Here is a 20,542-nt window from a genome sequence, read left to right on the forward strand (position 1 = left end):
CCGTAGGCCTGGAGAGGCTTCCGGCAGGCTTGGAAAATTAAGGGATTTGGCAGGCGGGGGGTGACATGGGAAGCGGGGACAAGCGCAAATCAGGCAACGTTCACTTTTGTTGCGGCGACACGCTGTCGATATGTCGATAGTCCAGGTGCAGCTCATGGGCCAGCTGAGTCGCTCGCCCCAGTTTGATCGGCCCGCGTTCGATATCCACCAGCAGCCCGGGGCAATCGAGCAGCGGTAAACCGCTGATGTCCTTGAGCCGCCCATCGGTGATCACCAACAAACGCTGCTGCTCGGCGGGAAAACGCTGGCGTCGCGCTTGCAGCCACTGTCCGGCCTCGGACAATGCCGCCAGCAACGGCGTGCCGCCACCTGCGCCGAGTTGAGCCAGCCAACCGGTCAAGCCTTTTGCGGCCTTCAAGCCCTGCACGTGCCATGTGGGCGATTGCCCGCTGGCGGTGAGTAACGCCATGCGTGCACGTTGCCGGTAAGCATCGTCGAACAACTGGGCGAGCAGGCCTTTGGCGTCGGTCAATGCGCCATGGCGCCGCGTCGACGCCGAAGCATCCACAATCACCAGCCACAGCTCATGGGCTGCGCGGCTGCGCAGGTGGTACAACAAATCCTCGCGGTTTCGCGGCCGGCCGCCGAGCAAGGTGCCCGGCCAGTTGATCGCGCCTTGCTGTGCGCTGCGCGCCTTGCCGTGCCTGCCTTTGTCCAGTCGCCCTGATTTGGGCCGGGCATCCGCCCCCGCGTCAGGTCGAGGGCGAATGCCTAGGGCTTTTTTGGCCAGGTGGGCACATCCCGGCGTGCGCCCGTGGGCAAGGCCGGCGCGGGCATGTCGCCCCACTGGCCCTGGCCTGGCGAGGTCTCTGAAGGCTTGGGCGGCTGGCCTTGATTGGGTGGGCTAGGCGGCGGGGTTTGCGCTTGGCGGCGATGACGCAAGGCAAATTCGGCCACCGCTTCGATGTCTTCCTCGGCGATGGCTGCGGCACCCCGCCAGGCCGCATGCGCGCGGGCGCCGCGCAACCACACCAGGTCGGCGCGCAAGCCATCGACACCGGCGGCAAAACAGCGCTCGGTGATCTGCGCCAAGGCCTGGTCATCCAGCTCAATGCTGTCGAGCCGCGCCCGCGCCTGGGTGCAGCGCTCGCGCAAGGCGGCTTGTTGCTCGGCCCACTGCGTGCAGAACGCGGCAGGGTCGCTGTCGAAATCCAAACGCCGACGGATAATTTGCCCACGCTCGGTGGGCAAGGTTTGCCCGCTCAACACCACATTGAAGCCGAAGCGGTCGAGCAACTGCGGGCGTAACTCGCCCTCCTCCGGGTTCATGGTGCCGATCAGCACAAAACGCGCCGAGTGGCGATGGGAGATGCCATCGCGCTCAATCAGGTTGGTGCCGCTGGCGGCCACGTCCAGCAGCAGATCAACCAGATGATCGGGCAGTAAATTGACTTCATCAACGTACAACACGCCGCCATCGGCCTTGGCCAGAACTCCAGGGGAAAACTGCGCGCGACCCTCGCCCAGTGCGGCGTCCAGGTCCAGGGTGCCGACCAGGCGTTCTTCGGTGGCGCCCAACGGCAAGGTGACGAACTGACCGCTGGCGAGCAGATCCGCCAAGCCTCGCGCCAGGGTGGACTTGGCCATGCCACGTGGGCCTTCGATCAGCACGCCGCCAATTTTGGGGTCGATGGCGGTGAGGCACAGCGCCAGTTTCAGTTCGTCGGCGCCGACCACGGCGGACAGCGGGAAATGTGGAATATCAGTCATAGTCAACTCTAAATGGATCGTTCCCACGCTCCCGCGTGGGAACGAGCGGTCAGCTGTCTTCTTCTATGTCCAGCAACAGGTTTTCCAATGCCTCGCGATACGCGCCCGGTTCTTGCCACAGGCCACGCTGCTGGGCTTCGAGCATGCGTTCGGTCATGTCGCGCAGTGCCGCGGGGTTGTGCTGCTGCACAAAGGCCCGGGTGTCAGGGTCGAGCAGGTAAGCGTCGGCGAGCAAGGCGTATTGGTGATCATCAATCAGCGCGGTGGTGGCGTCGAACGCGAACAGGTTGTCCACGGTCGCGGCCATTTCGAACGCGCCTTTATAACCATGCCGCTTCACGCCTTCGAGCCACTTGGGGTTGGCGGCGCGGGAACGGATCACCCGGTTCAGCTCTTCCTTCAAGGTGCGAATCTTCGGCAGGTCTGGCTGGCTATGGTCGCCATGGTAGCTGGCAGCCTTGTCACCGCTCAGGGTTTCCACGGCGGCGAGCATGCCGCCCTGGAATTGGTAGTAGTCGTTGGAATCGAGCAGGTCGTGCTCGCGGTTGTCCTGGTTCTGCAACACTGCCTGCACCTGGCTCAAGCGCCGGGAGAACTGTTCGCGGGCGGCGGTGCCTTCATCGGAACCACCGTAGGCGTAGCCACCCCAGTTCAGGTAGACCTCGGCCAAGTCTTCGCGGCTTTGCCACAGGCGACCATCAATCGCGCCCTGCACGCCTGCGCCATACGCCCCTGGCTTGGCGCCGAAAATGCGCCAGCCGGCTTGTTTGGCTGCGGCTTCTTCGTCCAGGCCCGACAGGCGCAGGGCTTCACGTTCACTGCGCACCTTGGCGGCCAGCGGGTTCATGTCATCCGGCTCATCCAGGGCCGCCACCGCCTGCACCGCCGCATCGAACAGGCGGATCAGGTTGGCGAAGGCATCGCGAAAAAACCCGGACACGCGCAGCGTCACGTCCACGCGCGGGCGGTCGAGCAGGCTGACCGGCAGGATTTCAAAATCATCCACCCGCTGGCTGCCCGTGGCCCACACCGGGCGCACGCCCATCAGCGCCATGGCCTGGGCGATGTCGTCGCCGCCGGTGCGCATGGTGGCCGTGCCCCACACCGACAGGCCGAGCTGGCGCAAGTGGTCGCCATGGTCCTGCAAATGCCGCTCAAGGATCAGGCTGGCCGATTGAAAGCCGATGCGCCAGGCGGTGGTGGTGGGCAAATTGCGCACATCCACGCTGAAGAAGTTACGCCCGGTGGGCAGCACATCCAGGCGCCCACGACTCGGCGCGCCACTGGGGCCGGCCGGTACGAAGCGACCGCTCAAGGCATCCAGCAAACCGCGCATTTCCGCTGGCCCGCAGGCGTCCAGGCGCGGCGCGACGACAATGCGCAGGTTCTCGATGACCGACTTCACGTCGTGCCAGCCCGGCTCTTCAAGCTGCTCAATCGGCCCTTCCAGCGCCTGCTCGATCAACCGCGCGGCATACAACTCCAGGCGCTCGCGAGTATCGCCGGCGGTGCGCCAGAGCTGCGCATCGATCTGCTGCAACACCTCGGGGCGACGCCCGGTCCAGGGCTCGGCCAGGGCACAGTCGAGGGGGTCGAAGCCCAGTTCAAACGCCTTGGCCAATACGCGCAGCAAGCTCGATTGCGGGCCACGACCATCGCCCCGCGGGATGCGCAGCAAGGCCAGCAAGGTGTCGATGCGCAAGCGGCCTTCGGGTGACTCACCAAAGATATGCAGGCCGTCGCGGATCTGCGACTCCTTCAAGTCGCACAGGTAAGTGTCCAGGCGCGGCAACCAGACGGCGGCATCGGCGTCGTTATCCAGCTCAAGCTCTTGGTCGATACGGGTTTCGCGCACCAGCTTGAGGATGTCTTTTTGCAGTTCAAGGGCGCGGCGCGGGTCGAGCAGCTGCGCCTCGTAATATTCGTCCGCCAACAGTTCCAGGTTACGCAACGGCCCGTAGGTTTCGGCGCGGGTCAGCGGCGGCATCAAGTGATCAATGATCACCGCCTGGGTACGGCGCTTGGCCTGGGCGCCCTCGCCCGGGTCGTTGACGATAAATGGGTAGATATTCGGCAGCGGCCCCAGCAGCGCATCGGGCCAGCAGTTTTCCGACAGGCCCACGCCTTTGCCCGGCAGCCATTCAAGGTTGCCGTGTTTGCCCACGTGGATCACTCCGTGGGCGCCATAGGTGTGGCGCAACCAGAAGTAAAACGCCAGATAGCCGTGGGGCGGCACCAGGTCCGGGTCGTGGTACACCGCGCTGTGGTCCACCTGATAACCGCGCGCCGGCTGGATGCCGACAAAGGTCAGCCCCAGGCGCAGGCCGGCGATCATCATGCGGCCATCGCGGCACATCGGGTCGTTGTGCGGGGCGCCCCAGCGCTCCAATACGGCTTGGCGGTTGGCTTCGGGCAGGCGCTGGAACATCGCCTCGTAGTCGTCCAGGCCCAGGCTTTGCTGACACGGGCGCAGGTCGAGGCTGTCGAGATCGTTGGTCACGCCGCCGAGCAGTTCGTGGATCAGGGCGGTGCCGCTGTCGGGCAACTCAGTTGGCACCGGGTAACCTTCAGCTTGCAGCGCGCGCAGGATATTCAGCGCCGCTGCGGGCGTGTCCAGGCCCACGCCGTTGCCGATGCGGCCGTCGCGGGTCGGGTAGTTGGCGAGGATCAGTGCGATTCGTTTGTGCGCATTCGGCACCCGCGCCAGTTCGACCCAACGGCGTGCCAGCTCCGCGACGAAATCCATGCGCTCGGGCGCAGCGCGGTAGCACACCACGTCGGACTGGCTGCGCTCGCTGCGCCAGGCCAGGTCCTTGAAGCTGATCGGGCGGCTGATGATGCGCCCGTCCAGCTCCGGCAAGGCGATGTGCATCGCCAAATCACGCGGGCCGAGGCCTTGTTCGCTGGCTTCCCAGCCGGGCTGGTTGTCCTGGGCGCAAATCGCCTGGATCACCGGGATATTGCGGCGAAACGGGCGCAAATGCGGCGCTTCGGGGCTGGACTGGGCGAAGCCGGTGGTGTTCAGAATCACCGCCGCCTGCACTTCATCCAACAGGTCCTCGACCACCGTCAGGCAGCCGGGCTCTTTCAAACTGGCCACCGCCATCGGCAATGGGTTGAGACCCGCCGCCTGCAAGCGTTGGCAGAACACGTCGATAAAACCGGTATTGGCCGCCTGCAAATGCGAGCGGTAGAACAGCACCGCTGCCACGGGCCAATCGGCGTTCCAATCCGCCTGCCAATCATTCAGGCGCGCGCTGGCGTTGTGCGGGTGGTAAATCGCGGTGCGCGGCAGGGTTTGCGGCTCGGCCCAGGCGTAGTCGCGGCCCAGGTAAGTGCTGGCCAGGCAGCGATAAAAATCCAGCGCGTTGCCCAGGCCGCCCTGGCGCAGGAAGTGCCAGAGGCGGTCACGTTCTTGCACGCCCACGGTGCTCAAGCTACTGAGTTCCGGGTCCGGGCGGTCATCACCCGGCACCAGGATCAGTTGCACGCCGCGCTCAGCCAACTCCACCAAGCGCTCAATGCCGTAGCGCCAATAACCGATCCCGCCGTGCAGCGAAATCAGGATGACCTTGGCGTGGCGCAACACCTCATCCACGTACAGGTCGACCGAGGCATGGTTTTGCACCTGCATCGGGTTGGCCAGGCGAACGCTTGGGTAATCGTCGGGCAGCTGCTGGGCCGCCTCGGCGAGCAACGCCAGGCTGGAGTCGCCGCTGCACAGGATCACCAGTTCAGCGGGGGTTTGGCCTAAGTCGGCAATATTGTCGTCGGAGACGAAACCACCGGGCTGGGTCCTGAGCAGGTGCATGGGTTAAACGCTGAGGGCGGCGCGCAGTTGCGCTTCGAGGCCCGCCGCGTCCAGCTCCTGGCCGATCAGCACCAGACGCGTGATGCGCGCTTCGTCGGTGCCCCAGGCACGGTCGAAGTGCTTGTCGAAACGCGTGCCCACGCCCTGGATCAACAGGCGCATCGGCTTGTTCGGGATTGCCGCAAAACCTTTGACGCGCAGGATGCCGTGTTGCACTACCAGTTGAGTCAAGGCGTCGAGCAGCAGCGCTTCGTCGGCTTGCGGCAGGTCGATGGAGATGGAGTCGAAGGCGTCGTGATCGTGGTCATGCTCGCCTTCATCGTCGTGGTGATGATCGTGGTGGCTGTGGCGGCCGTCGATGTGTTCTTCGGAGCCGGCGCCCAGGCCGATCAGCACGTCCAACGGCAGGCGACCGCTGCTGGCTTCGACGATTTTCACCGCTGGCGGCAGCTCTTCGGCGACTTCCAGGCGCACGCGGGCCAGGTCTTCAGGGCTGATCAGGTCGGCTTTGTTGAGGATCACCAGGTCGGCGCTGGCCAGTTGGTCGGCGAACAGCTCGTGCAGCGGCGACTCGTGGTCCAGGTTTGGGTCGAGCTTGCGCTGGGCGTCAACCTGGTCCGGGAAGGCGGCGAAGGTGCCAGCGGCCACGGCCGGGCTGTCGACCACGGTGATCACTGCGTCCACCGTGCAGGCGCTGCGGATTTCCGGCCACTGGAAGGCTTGCACCAGAGGTTTTGGCAGGGCCAGGCCCGAGGTTTCGATGAGGATATGGTCGAGGTCGCCGCGACGGGCGACCAATTCGCGCATCACCGGGAAGAATTCTTCTTGCACGGTGCAGCACAGGCAGCCGTTGGCCAGTTCGTATACGCGGCCGTTGGCTTCTTCTTCGGTGCAACCGATGGAGCACTGTTTGAGGATTTCGCCGTCGATGCCCAGCTCGCCGAACTCGTTGACGATCACGGCGATGCGACGGCCCTGGGCGTTGTCGAGCATATGGCGCAGCAAGGTGGTTTTGCCCGAGCCGAGAAAGCCGGTAACGATGGTGACGGGGAGTTTGGCCAGTGTTTTCATCGGATGCCCTTTGGGGCGGGCATACGGGACGATAGGCCCTGCGGCGGTGCGCAGAAGCGGATTTCGTCACCGGATCACCCCGCCCGGTTGAAGTAGAAAATCGGTTGCGAGGCAGGTCTCCTGGCTTGGGGTTTGTGGGTCTTGCGACCGGCGCTGGCTGCGCCTTCCCGCCGTATTGGCAGTGGCGTGGCAGACAGCTGAACCCTTTACAGTTGCGGGGGCAGCCGCGGCTTGGACCGCGTTCCCTTCTTAGCTTCGGCGTGGGCCGAAGAACCTCGAAGGTGCAAGGCTACGCAGTGCGTGGGGGATGGTCAATGATGGGGTTGGGTTGGTTGGTTGGTTGTCTGGTTGGTTGGTGTACATATCCGTTGCTGCGGTAACGGCGGCCTATGGTTCCGCTCTTACAGCGGGTCACTTTTGGAAAAGAGCCCCAAAAGTAACCAAAAGGGCTCTTGCCCCACCACTCGGCACCTCGCCTCCGGCTCGGTGTGCCCTCACGCAGGCTTTGGAGCGGGGGCCGCCGCGATGGGCCATCCTTGGCCCAGCGCGGCTAAACCGGCGTCCTGCCGGTTTACCCCCGCTCCAAAGCCTGCGTTCGGCCAGCGTGGTTTAACGGGGCGCCTAAGATCAAGATCAAGATCAAAATCTACAGCACGGCGGCCTAGTAGCCGACCTGAGTGGTTGAATCAAAAGCAAAGCCAAGGCGGCCTGACAGCCGACCTCGGTTAAATGTGGGAGGGGCGGTGCGACGGTTCGGCTTGCTCCCGATGGCGGTGTGTCAGTTGATGCACCTGGTGAATGGCCCACCGCATTCGCGAGCAAGCCCGCTCCCACATTTTGAGCTCAGTACAACTGGTAGATGTGTGTACTCGGTCAAAGGTGGGAGCTGGCTTGCCTGCGAAGGCATCAACTGTGTCTCACTGATTTACCGAGATGTCCGCATCGCAGGCAAGCCAGCTCCCACAGAAAAGCAGCTCTGCTTCTGATCTGTTTTTGCTCTGCTGTTGCCCTGCTTTTGCTTCAACCACTCAGGTCGGCTACTAGGCCGCCGTGCTGTAGATTTTGATCTTGATCTTGATCTTGATCTGACAGGCCCCGTTAACCACGATGGCCGCACGTAGGCACGGTGGAGCGGGTAAACCGGCAAGGATGCCGGTTTAGCCGCGCTGGGCCAGGGATGGCCCATCGCGGCGACCCGCGGAACCGGGCCGGAGTGCGGGCATGCCGAGCCTAGGCGAGGCACCGAGTGGTGGGGCAAAGACCTTTTGGTTACTTTTGGGGCGTTTGCCAAAAGTGACTCGCTGTAAGAGCGAAACCATAAGCGGCCGTTACCGCAGCAACGGATATGTACACACACACCAAGCGCCCCCCCAAAAACACATATCCCAATTGACTCCCCTCCCACCCCCATGCTCTCCTACACACCTTGTTTCGGGTGCCCTTCACAGGGTGAAACGGGAAACCGGTGCCTTATGCCTACACATAAGAATTCCGGTGCTGCCCCCGCAACGGTAAGCGAGTGAAACGTCAGATCCACTGTGCCTGTACGGCATGGGAAGGCGATGTTTTTAAGACCCAGTGTCCCTCGCAAGCCCGGAGACCGGCCCGAAAAAATTCAGATAACAAACCCGCGGTGGGCGGGCGCTGTTCAAAACCCTGCGTGCCCGGCTCGCGGGGTTTTCATGCGCTCGTTTCACCCTGACACCCAGAAGGGACGCGCCATGTCGATCACCAGCAGCACCTCGCACACCGCCAGTAGCACCGCCACCCTGAGCCAACGCCTGACCGCCGCCATCGGCGCGTCGATCCTGGGCGCGTGCCTGGTGTATTTCGCCGGTTTCTCGCATATCGAGGCCGTGCATAACGCCGCCCACGATACCCGCCACAGCGCCGCGTTCCCGTGCCACTGAGACCTGCCGACATGATCAAGCGTATCGCCCAAACCGCAGGTTTCACCGGCTTGCTGGCCGCCCTGCTGCTGACCCTGCTGCAAAGCTTCTGGGTCGCCCCGCTGATTTTGCAGGCAGAAACCTTTGAGAAGGCCCCGGCGGCTGCCGAAGTAATGCCCCATGAACATGCGCAAGGCGCTGCCGCTCACACCCACGACGCCGAAGCCTGGGAGCCGGAAGACGGCTGGCAGCGCGTGCTATCGACCACCGGCGGCAACCTGGTGGTGGCGGTCGGTTTTGCCCTGATGCTCGCCGGTCTCTACACCTTGCGCGCGCCAACCCGCACGGCTCAAGGGTTGCTCTGGGGCTTGGCCGGTTACGCGACGTTTGTGCTGGCACCGACCCTGGGCCTGCCACCGGAGTTGCCGGGCACCGCTGCCGCCGACCTGGCACAGCGCCAGATCTGGTGGATCGGCACCGCGGCGTCCACAGCGGCTGGTATCGCACTGTTGGTGTTTGGCCGCAACTGGCTGCTCAAAGTCTTGGGCGTGGCGATCCTGGCCGTGCCGCATGTGGTGGGTGCGCCGCAGCCTGAAGTGCATTCAATGCTGGCGCCGCAAGCGCTGGAGGCACAGTTCAAAATCGCTTCGCAACTGACCAACGTTGCCTTCTGGCTGGCCCTGGGCCTGATCAGCGCCTGGCTGTTTCGCCGCAACCGCGACGATCAATACTCGGCATGACCTTGGTGGTCGGCCTGGGCTGCCAGCGGGGCTGTGATGTTCACACCCTGCTGGGCCTGTTTGACGCCGCCCTCGCCGAGGGCGGCGTCGAGCGCCATCGCATCACCGCGCTGGCGAGTATCGACCGCAAGAGTAATGAGCCGGGGTTGCTCGCCCTGGCGCAGGTGTTGAATTTGCCGCTGCAGTGTTTCAGCGCAACGCAATTGGCGGTATTTGAACCGCACCTCAGCCACAAATCCGAGGTCGCGTTTGCCCACACCGGCTGTTATGGCGTCGCCGAAAGCGCCGCACTGGCCCTGGCTGAACAGCTCTCACAGGCCCCTGCCCGCCTGCTGATCACGCGCAAAAAAGTCGCCCAAGCCACCTTTGCATTAGCCTGCGCGGACTAAAAACCGGATAATCGCCCTTCTCGATCATGAGCATTCTTCATGCTCGCCCGTTTTCAGCAGGAATTCTCCATGACCGTCTACTTCATCGGCGCAGGCCCCGGCGACCCGGAATTGATCACCGTCAAAGGCCAGCGGTTGATCCGCAGTTGCCCGGTGATCATCTATGCGGGCTCTTTGGTGCCGGCAGCGGTATTGGAAGGTCATCAGGCGGAACAGGTGGTCAACAGTGCCGAGCTGCACTTGGAACAGATCATTGAGCTGATCAAGGCAGCCCACGCCAAAGGCCAGGACGTGGCACGCGTGCACTCCGGTGACCCAAGCCTGTATGGGGCGATTGGCGAGCAGATTCGCTGCTTGCGTGAGTTGGGCATACCGTTCCAGATCATCCCGGGCGTCACGGCGGTGGCGGCCTGCGCGGCGTTGCTGGAGACAGAGCTGACCCTGCCGGATATCGCCCAGAGCGTAATCCTGACCCGCTATGCCGACAAAACCAGCATGCCCGCCGGTGAGGATTTCGACAGCTTGGCGCGTCACGGCACGACCATGGCGATTCACTTGGGGGTTAACCACCTGGAGAAGATCGTCGCAGAGCTGTTGCCGCACTACGGCGCGGATTGCCCGATTGCCGTGGTGCACCGGGCGACGTGGCCGGATCAGGATTGGGTGGTCGGTACGCTGAGTGATATTGCCGAAAAGGTAACGGCCAAAGGTTTTCGGCGTACGGCGCTGATCGTAGTCGGGCGGGTGCTGGCGAATGACAGCTTCAGCGAGTCCTCGCTGTACCGTGCAGGCCACGCGCACCTCTACCGCCCCTGAAGAAATGCGCTCCCACAGTTGATCTTCTTTGGCAGAAACACCTTACAAAACACTGATTTTAAAGCATAGAGTAGGAGGCGGATTCACATCCGCCGTCCTCTCACACCACCGTACGTACGGTTCCGTATACGGCGGTTCAGGTTATGCGGTTAAGCCGGTTTATCGTGTCCAGTATTGAGACCAGCCCGAGTCTGTCCCACAGTTTCTTCGGCAACGCCTGATTCATGTGTGACGCTCCCGAGTTCCACCATGGGCCTCGACCGTTAAAGGCAGATTTACAGGCGCGATCTTCAGTGAGCCCCAAGCGTATTAGGTTACGCGCCCTCGTGGAGGGCCGTTTCCATTGGCGCCACAAGACACACCGAAGTTTATGCCGCACCCAGCCGTCCAACTTTTCGAGGGCCTTTTTTGCCCTGACTCAGCTTGAAGTAGCCCGCCCAACCGCGCAAAACAGGGTTTATTCGCTCGATAGTCCTGACCATCTTGCAACCCCGCGCTCCGCGCAGAAGAACTCTGAGTCGATCACGCAAGCGGCCCAGGCTCATCGTTGCCACTCTTAGCCTCGGCTGTTGATGCCAGCTCATCCCGTAACCCAGGTAATCGCAAACCCATGGCCGTGCCACGTGGCTCTTTTCCCGATTCAGCGTCAGTTTCAGACGCTGATTCAGGAAACGCTCAACTCCGGCCAGCACTCGTTCGCCTGCACGGAGACTACGTACATAAATGTTCGCATCGTCGGCATAACGAACGAAGCGATGGCCCCGCCGCTCCAACTCCCGGTCGAGTTCGTTGAGCAGGATGTTCGACAGCAACGGCGAGAGCGGGCCGCCTTGCGGCGTCCCTTCCTGCCGTCGGCTGGCGATCCCGCCCGACATAACTCCCGCTTCAAGGTAACGGCGGATCAGTCTGAGTACGCGTTTGTCTTCGACATGACGCTCAACTTTGGCCATCAACACGTCGTGATTCACTCGATCAAAGAACTTCTCAAGATCAAGTTCCACGCACCAGCGGTAACCCGCCGCCACATGGCCGCGAGCGGTTTCGATGGCTTGATGGGCGCTTCTGCCCGGACGAAAACCGTAGCTGTAGTCCGAGAACAGAGGGTCGAAGATCGGCGAGAGCTGTTGTAGCAGCGCCTGCTGGATCAGGCGATCCACGACATTAGGAATGCCCAATTGGCGTGTTCCACCCTTAGGTTTGGGAATTTCGACAGCGCGTACACCTTGCGGGTGATACTCGCCGGCCAGCAGCCTTGCCTTGAGGGTCGGCCAATACTGTTTCACGTGGCCCGCCAACTGGTCGACCGTCATGCCATCGGCACCCGGTGCGCCCTTGTTGCTGACTACGCGTTGATACGCACGCTTGAGGTTGGCGGGTGCAAGCACCCGCGCCATCAGCGTGTCCGGCTCCGCGTTCGTCCACGTCACAGACGCCGCCGATGTCTGCGCACTGCCAGCCGCAAGCCTCGGATTCCGTCCGGGACTTGGGGTTACAGCCCTCTTATGGAGAGATTTCTGCTTTTTCGACATTCGACGAGACTCTGACGCCTACTGGCGGCATAACCTGTTCGGCCCTTGGTGGCGTGGTTTTTTTTTCGCCACTTACTACGGCCTCGGCTGACTTCTGCAGGCTCATCCCGTCGCCTCTCGACGCCGGTAGCACAGTGGCAAACCTACAGATCTCCCAGGGTAATTCGCGCGACCTTCCTGCTTATGCCTGTCGGATATACGTCGTAGCGTTCCGTGCAAGTATTGGGCTTTAACGATTTATGCCGTCTTACCCCGCTACGCCGCCTCTATCCGCTTCCTGTTCGTCAGGCCAGCATTTTGCCTCGGGCTTCCTTCAGATTCGCAGTCACCCGCGACACCCTTGCCTCTGGCTAACACTTCCCCTTGCCGGGTGTGTAGAGGACTTTCACCTCCAAGTCACCAGCGAGGCCACCACAGCCAAGCTGGTTGCGCTTCGCGCAACGCGCCATGCCTGGCGCACATAAAAAAACGGCGCTCACGGGGCGCCGTTTTTTTGTTCGCAGTGAACACCTTACTCAGTAGTAGGCATTTTCTTTCTGCGTGTGGTCGGTCACGTCACGTACGCCCTTGAGCTCGGGAATGCGCTCGAGCAAGGTACGCTCGATGCCTTCACGCAAGGTCACGTCCGCCTGGCCGCAGCCTTGGCAACCGCCGCCGAACTTGAGCACGGCGATGCCGTCTTCCACCACGTCGATCAAGCTGACCTGACCGCCGTGGCTGGCCAGCCCTGGGTTGATCTCGGTTTGCAGGTAGTAGTTGATGCGCTCGTTGACCGGGCTGTCGGCGTTGACGTTCGGCACCTTGGCGTTGGGCGCCTTGATGGTCAACTGGCCGCCCATGCGGTCGGTGGCGTAATCGACCACAGCGTCGTCGAGGAAGGCTTCGCTGAAGTTGTCGATGTACGCGGTGAAGCTTTTCAGCCCCAGGGCGGTGTCTTCAGGTTTCTCTTCCCCGGGCTTGCAGTAGGCAATGCAAGTCTCGGCGTATTGGGTGCCAGGCTGGGTGATGAAGACGCGGATACCGATACCTGGGGTGTTCTGCTTGGACAGCAGGTCAGCCAGGTAATCGTGGGCGGCGTCGGTAATGGTTATGGCAGTCATGGAAACTCCTCACAGGCTTGCCCGCAGTTTACGCCAAATTATTACCGAGATACAAAGTCCTAGTATTTTTGTCGGGATAAACTTGGCCGCTCGTCGCCGTCGAACCACCCTTTGAGCAACCGATAACTGCCCTGCTCCAGCCAGCGGTAGCTGCCCAGGGCGCCCAGGCCGATCACAGCAACGCACACGGCCAGCACCGCGTAAGGGTTCAGGCCGTAGCGTTGGGCCATATAGCCACCGGCCGACAGCACCAGCACGTGCAGCAAATACACCGAATAGGAACAGTCCCCGAGTACTTTGAGCAGCCGATTGTTGGCGAAGAACCGCTCCAGAGCGATGCACGCCACCACCAGCACCGCGCTGGGCAGGCCCCACGTCAGGGCGCGCGGTGATGCCGGCCAATGATAAATCGCCAGCAGCGCAGCGGCGATCCCCAGCAGCGGCAGCCACAACCCAGGCCGAATCCAGCCCTTGCGGTAGAGCATGCCGATGCCGATACCCATCAGAAATTCGACGACGATGTCCGAGCGATAAAACTCACTGATCCAGCCGAACGAGGTCCAGGCCTCGCAGACTGCAAACAGCAACGCCGCCACCACCAACAGTCGCCACTGCCGACGAAACAACAAGGCCCACGCAAACAGCAGGTAAAAAAGCATCTCGTAGTTTAGCGTCCAGCCGACGTTGAGGGTCGGGTACACCCCATAACCACCGGGGTTCTCGGAAGGGATAAACATCAGCGACATCAACAGATGGGCAGCATCGACGCTCTGGTCCGGCAACATCGGTCGGGCGACCACTACCAGCAACGCCATCAGCAGGGTGTAGAACCAATAGGCTGGCACGATGCGCAACAGGCGGTACAACAAGAAGCGCCAGGGCGGCAGGTCCTTGTCTTGGGTAGACAGGAAGATCACCAGGCCACTGATGACGAAAAACACATCCACGCCCGCCGCGCCCTTTTCGACAAACAACCGCCCCAAAGCGGTGTCAGCCTTGAAGCCGAAAAAAATCTGCATGAAGTGGTGCCCTACCACCGTCCAGGCCGCCAGAGCGCGCAGCGCCTGTACCGAGATCAACATCGTCCGCCACTCTCCCAACTCATCTACATGAAGCTGGGACCATGGCGGACGACCAAAGGTCGATCAAAGATTCTCGTAGCGGTTCATGTCCAGCACGCCTTCTTCCAGCGGCGTGGTTTCGTGGATGTACTGCGACATGTCATGGAAGTACTGCCAGAACAGCGGATGGCTGCGGCGCACACCCCACCGATCCACAATCTTCTCGAAGCGCTTGGCGTCCTTGGCATTTTCCATCGCCGCGACAAACGCCGGCACATCCTGCGCCGGGAGGTTGAACATGAAATTCGGATAGCTGCTCAGCACGCCCGGATAGATCGTCACCGTGTCCAACCCCGGCTGATAGCGATAAGCCTCACCCAGCAAAAACGCGACGTTACTGTGGGCGCGGTTGCGCAGCATGCTGTAAACCACCCGCTGACCGTTGGCCGTTTCGACCCGCAGCAAGGTGGCCTCAGGCAATTGGCCAATCACCTTGAGCCCCGCTGCCGGGCGTGACGTCAGGCGGCTCAAGGCCTGCTCCGCATCCTGCAACGCCGGCTCAATCCCATCGCGCGAGCAATAGGCCCCGGTACAGCGGTTGATCGGGTCCGGGCTGGCGTTCAGGTCACCGTAGCGGGTCAGCAACTGATTGGCAAAATCGCGTTTCGGATCCTTCTCGTCCAGAGGCAGCCCGCTCGGCGTGTCATCATCAATCGCTTCATAGTCCAGCCAGAGCTTGAGTTTGCCGCTGTTCTGGTACCAATCGTCCATGAAGTCGTCGCGGGTATCCGCCGGCATCAAACGCAGAAAGTTCTGCTCGGCACCATTGCGGATCAGGTCGAAGTAAAGGCGGGTCTGGGCCTGGTGCGACACGTTGCCGAACACGTCGAAATTCACTGCCAACTGGTAATAGGTGCGCTCCAGCAGCGGATAGTCGAACAGCCACATTGTCTGCGGCACCTCGCCGATCAAGCCTTTGGTCACCGACGCGCTGTCGAAATGGCGGAAAATGCTCAACAGGGCGTTGTCATTACCGGCCCACACGCTCGACCAGCTCGGCGGCGGCAAGTCAGCATAGCTGTCACGGCGCAAGGCTTCGTATCTGTTGCGCTTATCGCGATAGGCCAGCCACAGGCTGAGCACGCTGCCCACGTCATCGTTCTGCCCCGGCATCGCCAGCAACGGCGTGGCCTGGCCACGGTAACGCGCGTCGGTGATGTAGAGGTCGTGGTCCGGGTCCTGGAACAGGGTCCAGAAGTTGTCACGGATCACGTCCGTGGCGATCTGCCCACGGCACACCGGCCCGCGAATAAAGGTACGCACGAAGTATTCGGCGTTATCGAGCATGAATTGGTAACGCGCCTTGGCCGGGATCGCTTCGAACGTCTCGAACGGGTTGGCACGGCGCCCTGGCCCGTAGCCCGGCAACGCGTTGACCTGCCAGTCGCCGGCATAGAACAGCGCTTTGATCCGCGCCATCTTCGCCGCACTGAACGGGTACGTGATGTGGGTTTTATGCACGATCACGCCCTGCACCGGCCACAGGCGGTAATAAACGTTGGTGCCCGGATCATCGTTGGGGCGACGGGTGGCGATCAAGTCAATGGGCTGGCCGCTCGGCGTGCGTGAACGCACCCACTGGAAAAAGTGCCCCGGCTCGCCGTCCTCGAAGTAGATGTGCGCCAGGAACAAATGCTCGTACAACCAGCGCGCCACCAGGCTTTCGCGGGCGCCCGGCTGGTTGAACAGGTTTTCCCATTGTTGCACCTGCAAGGCTTCCTTGGCGCTGGGTGCCAGGCCTTGCTCATCAATCGGCGCGCCGGAGGCCAGCCAGCGCTGCAGCGTCTGGTATTGCTGGTCGGTCAGGCCGGTGACTGCCAGCGGCATGCCTTCCTTGGGGTGGGCACCGGCGTAGGCATTGAACTCGCCGGGCATGGCGCACAGGTTCTCGCGGTTCAGGCCCAGCATGATCTCGTCGGGCAGCTTGGCGTTCGGTTCAAGCGGCGCGTTATGGCCCAACTCCAGCATGCGCGCCATCAACGCAGCCTGGCTGCCTTGGGCGTCCAGCACCGAATAAAAGCCCTTCTGCTGCCAGGCTTGCTGGCCGAAGGCGTCATAGAACAAGCGGGTGGTGGGCGTGGCCTGGCTGCGTTCGCCGTCGTAGACGGGCACCTTGGTGGCGCCACGGGCCGCGCCTTCGGCACTGCCCAGGTTGAGTTGGCACGCGGAGTCGTAGCAGGCGTGGCAGGCCACGCACTTTTCGGTGAAGATCGGTTGAATGTCGCGTGTATAAGAGAGTGCCGGTGCGGAACTGTTGGCCGGTAATGCGTCTGCCTGGGCAGCACTGGCAATCAAGGCCAGTACGGCGCTGACGATAAGGCGAAGTGACATGTATCCGGTCCCGATTCAATGCGTGCGATCGCTAATTGCCGGCGATTCTACCGGGCCATGACCACCACCAACATGAACGATATTCATGCAAAACCTGGGCATGCTCTAAATCGGCACAGGTTTGCTATGATTCAGCCCCTCCGAAATGCCTGACCAGAGTAGTCCCATGCCCGATCGTAGCGCTCGTCTGCACGCCCTTCACCAAGCCCTCAAGGAACGCATCCTGATCCTCGACGGCGGTATGGGCACGATGATTCAGAGCTACAAGCTCGAAGAGCAGGATTATCGTGGCAAACGTTTTGCCGACTGGCCGAGTGACGTCAAGGGCAACAATGACCTGCTGGTGATTACCCGCCCAGACGTGATCGGCGGCATCGAAAAGGCCTACCTGGATGCCGGCGCCGACATTCTGGAAACCAACACCTTCAATGCCACGCGCATTTCCATGGCCGATTACGGCATGGAAGAACTCGCCTACGAATTAAACGTAGAAGGCGCGCGACTGGCGCGCAAGGTCGCCGACGCCAAGACCCTGGAAAACCCGGCCAAGCCGCGTTTTGTCGCCGGTGTGCTCGGCCCTACCAGCCGCACCTGCTCGCTGTCGCCCGATGTAAACAACCCTGGCTACCGCAACGTGACCTTTGATGAGCTGGTGGAAAACTACACCGAAGCCACCAAAGGCCTGATCGAGGGCGGCGCCGACCTGATCCTGATCGAGACCATTTTCGACACGCTCAACGCCAAGGCAGCAATCTTCGCCGTGCAAGGCGTGTTTGAAGAACTGAATGTCGAACTGCCGATCATGATCTCCGGCACCATCACCGATGCCTCCGGCCGTACCCTGTCGGGCCAGACCACCGAAGCGTTCTGGAACTCCGTCAGCCACGCCAAGCCGCTGTCCGTGGGCCTTAACTGCGCCCTGGGCGCCAGCGAGTTGCGCCCGTACCTGGAAGAGCTGTCGAACAAGGCCAACACCCACGTTTCCGCGCACCCGAACGCCGGCCTGCCCAACGAATTCGGCGAGTACGACGAACTGCCGTCGCAAACCGCCAAGGTCATCGAAGAGTTCGCCCAAAGCGGCTTCCTCAACATTGTCGGCGGCTGCTGCGGCACCACGCCGGGCCACATTGAAGCCATCGCCAAGGCCGTGGCCGGTTATGCGCCGCGCCCAATCCCGGACATCCCCAAGGCCTGCCGCTTGTCGGGCCTGGAACCGTTCACGATTGATCGCAGCTCGTTGTTCGTCAACGTCGGCGAGCGCACCAACATCACCGGCTCGGCCAAGTTCGCCCGCCTGATCCGTGAAGACAACTACACCGAAGCCCTGGAAGTCGCCCTGCAGCAGGTGGAAGCCGGCGCCCAGGTGATCGACATCAACATGGACGAGGGCATGCTCGATTCGAAGAAGGCCATGGTGACCTTCCTCAATCTGATTGCCGGCGAGCCGGACATCTCCCGCGTACCGATCATGATCGACTCCTCCAAGTGGGAAGTGATCGAAGCCGGCCTCAAATGCATCCAGGGCAAGGGCATCGTCAACTCCATCAGCATGAAGGAAGGTGTCGAGCAGTTCATTCATCACGCCAAGCTGTGCAAACGCTACGGCGCCGCCGTGGTGGTGATGGCCTTCGATGAAGCCGGCCAGGCCGATACCGAAGCGCGCAAAAAAGAGATCTGCAAACGCTCCTACGACATCCTGGTCAATGAAGTCGGCTTCCCGCCGGAAGACATCATCTTCGACCCGAACATCTTCGCGGTCGCCACCGGTATCGAGGAGCACAACAACTACGCGGTCGACTTCATCAACGCCTGCGCCTACATTCGCGACGAACTGCCGTATGCGCTGACCTCGGGCGGCGTGTCCAACGTGTCGTTCTCGTTCCGGGGCAACAACCCAGTGCGTGAGGCGATTCACTCGGTGTTCCTGCTGTATGCGATCCGCAATGGCCTGACCATGGGCATCGTCAACGCCGGCCAGTTGGAGATCTACGACCAGATCCCAACCGAACTGCGCGACGCCGTAGAAGACGTGGTGCTCAACCGCACGCCGGAAGGCACCGACGCCCTCCTCGCCATCGCTGACAAGTACAAAGGCGACGGCAGCGTCAAAGAAGCCGAGACCGAAGAATGGCGCGGCTGGCCGGTGAACAAGCGCCTGGAACATGCGCTGGTCAAGGGCATCACCACGCACATCGTTGAAGACACCGAAGAGTCCCGCCAGTCGTTCAGCCGCCCGATCGAAGTGATCGAAGGCCCGCTGATGTCCGGCATGAACATCGTCGGCGACCTGTTCGGCGCCGGTAAAATGTTCCTGCCGCAAGTGGTGAAATCCGCCCGGGTGATGAAGCAGGCCGTGGCCCACTTGATCCCGTTCATCGAACTGGAAAAAGGCGACAAGCCGGAAGCCAAGGGCAAGATCCTGATGGCCACCGTGAAAGGCGACGTGCACGACATCGGCAAGAACATCGTTGGCGTGGTGCTGGGTTGCAACGGCTATGACATTGTCGACCTGGGCGTAATGGTGCCGGCGGAGAAAATCCTGCAGGTGGCCAAGGAACAGAAGTGCGACATCATCGGGCTGTCCGGGCTGATCACGCCGTCACTGGACGAGATGGTCCACGTGGCCCGCGAGATGCAGCGCCAGGACTTCCACCTGCCGTTGATGATCGGTGGCGCCACCACCTCGAAGGCACACACGGCGGTGAAGATCGAACCGAAGTACAGCAATGACGCGGTGATCTACGTGACCGACGCCTCGCGTGCGGTGGGCGTAGCCACGCAGTTGCTGTCCAAGGAATTGAAGGCCGGTTTTGTCGAAAAAACCCGCCTGGAATACATCGACGTGCGCGAGCGTACGGCCAACCGCAGCGCCCGCACCGAACGCCTGAGCTACCCGGCCGCCATCGCCAAGAAGCCGCAGTTCGACTGGAGCAGCTACACGCCGGTCAAGCCGACCTTTACCGGTGCCAAGGTGCTGGACAATATCGACCTCAAGGTGCTGGCCGAGTACATCGACTGGACGCCGTTCTTTATCTCCTGGGACCTGGCCGGCAAATTCCCGCGCATCCTCGAAGACGAAGTGGTCGGTGAAGCCGCCACCGCGCTGTATGCCGACGCCCAGGAAATGCTCAAGAAGCTGATCGACGAAAAACTCATCAGCGCCCGTGCGGTGTTCGGTTTCTGGCCGACCAACCAGGTGCAGGACGATGACCTGGAAGTCTACGGCGACGACGGCCAGCCGATTGCCAAGCTGCATCATTTGCGCCAGCAGATCATCAAGACCGACGGCAAGCCGAACTTCTCCCTGGCCGACTTCGTTGCGCCAAAAGACAGCGGCGTGACCGACTACATCGGCGGTTTTATCACCACCGCCGGTATCGGCGCCGAAGAAGTGGCCAAGGCCTATCAGGATGCGGGCGACGACTACAACTCGATCATGGTCAAGGCCCTGGCCGACCGCCTGGCCGAAGCCTGCGCCGAATGGCTGCACCAGCAAGTGCGTAAAGAGCATTGGGGTTATGCCAAGGACGAACAGCTGGATAACGAGGCGCTGATCAAGGAGCAATACAGCGGCATCCGCCCTGCCCCGGGTTACCCGGCGTGCCCTGATCACACCGAGAAAGCCCAGCTGTTCCAACTGCTGGATCCTGAAGCCCGCGAAATGCAGGCGGGCCGTAGCGGCGTGTTCCTTACCGAGCATTACGCGATGTTCCCGGCAGCGGCGGTCAGCGGCTGGTACTTCGCCCATCCGCAGGCGCAGTACTTTGCCGTGGGCAAGGTCGACAAGGACCAAGTGCACAGCTACACCGCGCGCAAGGCCCAGGACCTGAACGTGACCGAGCGCTGGCTGGCACCTAACTTGGGGTATGACAACTAAACACTTGGGTACGTGTTGCGGTATCCCAATGCCGCCCCCGTAACCACGAAATCCTTTTTTCTGTGCAGGACCGATCAGCGGTCCGCTGACCCGGCAGC

At 62.0% G+C, this 20,542-nt stretch carries 12 protein-coding genes, 1 pseudogene and 2 riboswitches; of the genes and pseudogenes, 5 read left to right on the plus strand and 8 right to left on the minus strand.

The genetic code is table 11. The annotated features are described in order from the left end of the window. Positions 1 to 100 precede the first annotated feature (100 nt). Genes ACA065_RS17875 through cobW form a run of 4 tightly spaced genes read right to left on the minus strand, consistent with a single transcriptional unit; the run spans position 101 to position 6,652 of the window. Positions 101 to 718: a vWA domain-containing protein gene (locus ACA065_RS17875; RefSeq protein ID WP_497695374.1), complete on the minus strand. Its 618-nt coding sequence runs from the start codon at positions 716 to 718 to the stop codon at positions 101 to 103. Positions 719 to 771: 53 nt separating this feature from the next. Then, positions 772 to 1,770, minus strand: coding sequence for a magnesium chelatase ATPase subunit I (locus ACA065_RS17880; protein WP_497690841.1), 999 nt, complete (start codon positions 1,768 to 1,770; stop codon positions 772 to 774). Between the two features lie 49 nt (positions 1,771 to 1,819). Beyond that, on the minus strand, positions 1,820 to 5,581 hold the full coding sequence (cobN, locus tag ACA065_RS17885) for a cobaltochelatase subunit CobN (RefSeq protein WP_497690842.1): 3,762 nt from the start codon (positions 5,579 to 5,581) through the stop codon (positions 1,820 to 1,822). A 3-nt stretch (positions 5,582 to 5,584) separates the two neighbouring features. Continuing rightward, a complete protein-coding gene (gene cobW, locus ACA065_RS17890; protein WP_497690843.1) occupies positions 5,585 to 6,652 on the minus strand; it encodes a cobalamin biosynthesis protein CobW in 1,068 nt (355 codons plus the stop codon). 93 nt (positions 6,653 to 6,745) lie between these two features. Continuing rightward, a riboswitch (cobalamin riboswitch) is annotated at positions 6,746 to 6,945 on the minus strand. A gap of 1,123 nt (positions 6,946 to 8,068) precedes the next feature. Next, positions 8,069 to 8,275: riboswitch (cobalamin riboswitch) on the plus strand. Positions 8,276 to 8,373: 98 nt separating this feature from the next. Here cobW and ACA065_RS17895 point away from each other — a divergent pair. From ACA065_RS17895 to cobM, 4 genes are all read left to right on the plus strand, one after another. Beyond that, positions 8,374 to 8,562 (plus strand): CbtB domain-containing protein, encoded by a 189-nt coding sequence (locus tag ACA065_RS17895; RefSeq protein WP_497690844.1) that lies wholly within the window; start codon positions 8,374 to 8,376, stop codon positions 8,560 to 8,562. Between the two features lie 11 nt (positions 8,563 to 8,573). Continuing rightward, a complete protein-coding gene (locus tag ACA065_RS17900; RefSeq protein ID WP_497690845.1) occupies positions 8,574 to 9,281 on the plus strand; it encodes a CbtA family protein in 708 nt (235 codons plus the stop codon). Next, on the plus strand, positions 9,278 to 9,670 hold the full coding sequence (locus ACA065_RS17905) for a cobalamin biosynthesis protein (protein ID WP_497690846.1): 393 nt from the start codon (positions 9,278 to 9,280) through the stop codon (positions 9,668 to 9,670). The genes ACA065_RS17900 and ACA065_RS17905 overlap by 4 nt, the downstream gene beginning before the upstream one ends. A 69-nt stretch (positions 9,671 to 9,739) precedes the next feature. Continuing rightward, entirely contained in the window at positions 9,740 to 10,486 is a 747-nt protein-coding gene (gene cobM, locus ACA065_RS17910; RefSeq protein ID WP_497695375.1) for a precorrin-4 C(11)-methyltransferase, read from the plus strand. Positions 10,487 to 10,622: 136 nt separating this feature from the next. Here cobM and ltrA read toward each other — a convergent pair. The 4 genes and pseudogenes from ltrA to ACA065_RS17930 form a co-directional block, all read right to left on the minus strand. Continuing rightward, positions 10,623 to 12,046 (minus strand): annotated as a pseudogene (ltrA, locus tag ACA065_RS17915) (group II intron reverse transcriptase/maturase). A gap of 484 nt (positions 12,047 to 12,530) precedes the next feature. Beyond that, the gene (gene nfuA, locus ACA065_RS17920; RefSeq protein ID WP_017136914.1) at positions 12,531 to 13,115 is read right to left on the minus strand and encodes a Fe-S biogenesis protein NfuA; all 585 of its coding nucleotides are present in this window, start codon (positions 13,113 to 13,115) and stop codon (positions 12,531 to 12,533) included. 59 nt (positions 13,116 to 13,174) lie between these two features. Beyond that, positions 13,175 to 14,197 carry an acyltransferase family protein gene (locus ACA065_RS17925; protein ID WP_497690847.1) on the minus strand — a complete coding sequence of 341 codons (1,023 nt, stop codon included), beginning with the start codon at positions 14,195 to 14,197 and terminating at the stop codon, positions 13,175 to 13,177. A 63-nt stretch (positions 14,198 to 14,260) separates the two neighbouring features. Continuing rightward, positions 14,261 to 16,567: a fatty acid cis/trans isomerase gene (locus tag ACA065_RS17930; protein WP_497690848.1), complete on the minus strand. Its 2,307-nt coding sequence runs from the start codon at positions 16,565 to 16,567 to the stop codon at positions 14,261 to 14,263. Positions 16,568 to 16,733: 166 nt separating this feature from the next. Here ACA065_RS17930 and metH point away from each other — a divergent pair, with 166 nt between their 5' ends. Further along, entirely contained in the window at positions 16,734 to 20,444 is a 3,711-nt protein-coding gene (gene metH / locus ACA065_RS17935) for a methionine synthase (RefSeq protein WP_497690849.1), read from the plus strand. Positions 20,445 to 20,542: the final 98 nt, after the last annotated feature.

Source organism: Pseudomonas sp. LBUM1640 (assembly GCF_059716225.1).